A 2,804-nucleotide genomic window follows, 5' to 3' on the forward strand; every position below is an offset into this window, starting at 1 on the left:
TGCCAGATGACAATCGCGGAGCGCTTCGACCAGGAATTTCGTGTCGGCAGCAATCGCTTGTAATGCGGTACGGCACAGAAGTGTGGACCTGCCACGTCGCTCAACCTAGAGCGTCAGCGTCATGCCACCGTCAGGAGTCAGTGTTGTCCCTGTCACATAGCTCGCATCGTCGGAGCACAGGAAGACGATTGTGGCGGCGATCTCCTCAGGCCGGCCTGCTCGCTTCTGGTGGACGCGACCCTGAATGATGTTGTCAAAAGCCTCATCACCGATGACCCCGCGAATGCGGCGATGCATCGGTGTATCGGTGATGCCCGGGCAGACCAGGTTCACTCTTATACCCTGAGGCGCTAGCTCGGCGGAGACGCTCGTCGTGAGACCCACCTGACCGTGCTTCGAGGTAGCGTACGCCGAGCCACCGCCGAACCCAAGAAAGGAGTTCACTGACCCTACGTTTACGATTGCTCCCCCATGCCCACCTGCGAGCATGGCCTGCGCCTCGTACTTCATGGATAGAAATGTGCCCTTCAAGTTGATCGCGAGGACGCGATCGAATTCCTCCTCGGGGAAGTCAACAATAGAGGCTAATTCGCCCTCGACTCCTGCATTGTTCACACAGAAGTCGAGTCGTCCGAACGACTCAATCGCATGTCCCACCATTCGCTCTACGTCGGACGCGACGGAAACATCTGTCCTCACATACGTCGCCTCGCCGCCTGTGTTGGCTATCGCCGCAGCCAGCTCCGCCAGCTGGTCCTCTCGGCGAGCCGCCAACACGACTTTGGCGCCCTTTGTTGAAAACGCCTTTGCCGTGGCCGCTCCGATTCCGCTACTCGCCCCAGTGATCAGGGCGACCCTTCCATGCATTCCTGACATCTAAGACCTCCCAAGAGATGAATACGATCCGGCACCGCACAATCGGTTTTTGCATTTGCGGCGCCGGGCGCGCGGAGCAGTGATTAAGAATTTATTGTAGTGAAGCTTCGCCTCGGTCGCAAGATTGTGCCCGGCGTCGGGTATATGCGGGGTTCAGGACGCTCTCGTTCACCGACGCGCCTTCCGTTGAGGACGAGCCTTCGTCACCAGTGACCATCCGGTCGGGAGCTTGCGGGACGAGCACTACCCCTCAGTCCTTTTTCCGAAGCCAAACTCCTGCGATGGCGGCGACCATAAGGCTGGTCGCTATTGTACCTACTACACCATCGACCGCCGACCTGACCGGTGACGTGTTAGCTGTTGCAGCAACAAGGTCGGTTACCTCGGCCTCGGACATTCCCATATTGACGTACATCTCTCGATACCCGGCAGCCATCTCAGTGAAGTAGTCCGGGAATACCACCGATGTCACGAGCCACGATGCGAAGAAGATGATCACGGAGCCGACGAGCCCAACGACCAGCCCGTTTTTGACCTGACTCAACCAGCCATGCGTCGAAGCCCGCTCATGCAAGCACAAAACCACTGCCACGCCGTTGATCAGAATGGCTATGGCCAGGAAGACGAACGACATCTCGAACGTGCGGTGCCACCCAACCAGGCCGAAAACAAAGATCAGCACGGCGACCGCACCTCCGAGGATCACGCCCCAACGAATTGGTCCTTTCATAATCCTAGATGGGTTGTCTTGGATGAAAGCGGGAAACGGTAGCCCTTGCAGAAGATATCGTGAGCCAAGTCGTGACCTGCTCATAAACAAAACCCCCATCCCATTGCTTCGCAACGAGACGGGGGTTCGGTAGTGGAGATGCCGGGAGTCGAACCCGGGTCCGAATGGTCAAACATTCAGGCCTCTACGTGTGTAGCCGGCCTATTTGAGTGTCGCCGCTACAGCATGCCGACCGACTCGGCACTACAGCAGCCAAGGCTGATTGATGTCACCGCTCCAGAACAGCCGGATCCGGAAACGGCCAGTCTACCATTGATGATGCCCCTGTTCCCCGCCGGCAGACGGGCAAGGAGAGAGACAGACAGCGCTATTTAAGCAGCCATCGCGTACGAGTAATCGTTCGCATTTATGTGTTTTCCTGGTAGGATTTACGAGCATTCCAGGATGCTCGACACGCAGCCTGATGTCGGATTCCATCCGTCGAATCCATGTCATCCCCATTTCCGCAAAGAACATTGTCGCTATTCACTACCGTAGCAAGCAAAAACGGTTCCAGCTATCGCCGGCGTGCCTCTTTGTCACGCTCCATCGCCGAACCGATCGCGTACAGGCCCTGCGCCTCAAACGCGCGCGTCAACCCGGGTAGTATCGTCCGGCGCAGGCTTCGCTTGAAATAGGGGATCTTCCGGCGCGTCCCGGTGAAGTATTTCCGGTACGGATGCACCAGCACGCGCACGTACCGATCACCCACGGGAGCCACTTCAATGGCCACCTCCACACGGTACAGCCCCCATCGCCGGATCGTGACGGTATCCGTCGCAACCACATGGGGTGTCTCGGATGGGACAACCCTCCAGCGCGTATCGGTCAGCGCCCGCTCAATGCGCGCGGACATGTCACCCGCAGGCGCGTCCCGCAGATCGTAGTCGCGGTACAACGGCGATATGGACGGCGCACACGCCGCCATACCCATTGCCACCGCCACCAGTAGCGGCGTCCACACCGCTGCTCCTTCACCTGCCGAAGTCCTGTTCCACATTCGTCATCATGCTGAGGGTGATCGTTTATCTAGACACAGATATCAAATCTCTGTCCAAAAAGAAAGCCAGGTAGCCGTGCTCACCCAACACGACCACCTGGCGACGGAGCGCTTCCGTATGGTGCTTTTGGCACCTGTGGGCTCCAGCCAAGGAGGGCG

General features: G+C 58.3%; 3 protein-coding genes and 1 other RNA gene. All 4 read right to left on the reverse strand.

Annotated elements, in window-relative coordinates; translation table 11 throughout:
* Positions 1 to 105: 105 nt before the first annotated feature.
* Positions 106 to 867 carry a glucose 1-dehydrogenase gene (locus tag HKN37_00970; GenBank protein NNE45211.1) on the reverse strand — a complete coding sequence of 254 codons (762 nt, stop codon included), beginning with the start codon at positions 865 to 867 and terminating at the stop codon, positions 106 to 108.
* A gap of 259 nt (positions 868 to 1,126) precedes the next feature.
* The gene (locus tag HKN37_00975; GenBank protein ID NNE45212.1) at positions 1,127 to 1,606 is read right to left on the reverse strand and encodes a DUF4199 domain-containing protein; all 480 of its coding nucleotides are present in this window, start codon (positions 1,604 to 1,606) and stop codon (positions 1,127 to 1,129) included.
* Between the two features lie 130 nt (positions 1,607 to 1,736).
* Positions 1,737 to 2,105: a transfer-messenger RNA gene (gene ssrA, locus HKN37_00980) on the reverse strand.
* 57 nt (positions 2,106 to 2,162) lie between these two features.
* On the reverse strand, positions 2,163 to 2,645 hold the full coding sequence (locus tag HKN37_00985) for a hypothetical protein (protein NNE45213.1): 483 nt from the start codon (positions 2,643 to 2,645) through the stop codon (positions 2,163 to 2,165).
* Positions 2,646 to 2,804 lie beyond the last annotated feature (159 nt).

The organism is Rhodothermales bacterium, assembly GCA_013002345.1.
Taxonomy (GTDB): Bacteria; Bacteroidota; Rhodothermia; order Rhodothermales; family JABDKH01; genus JABDKH01.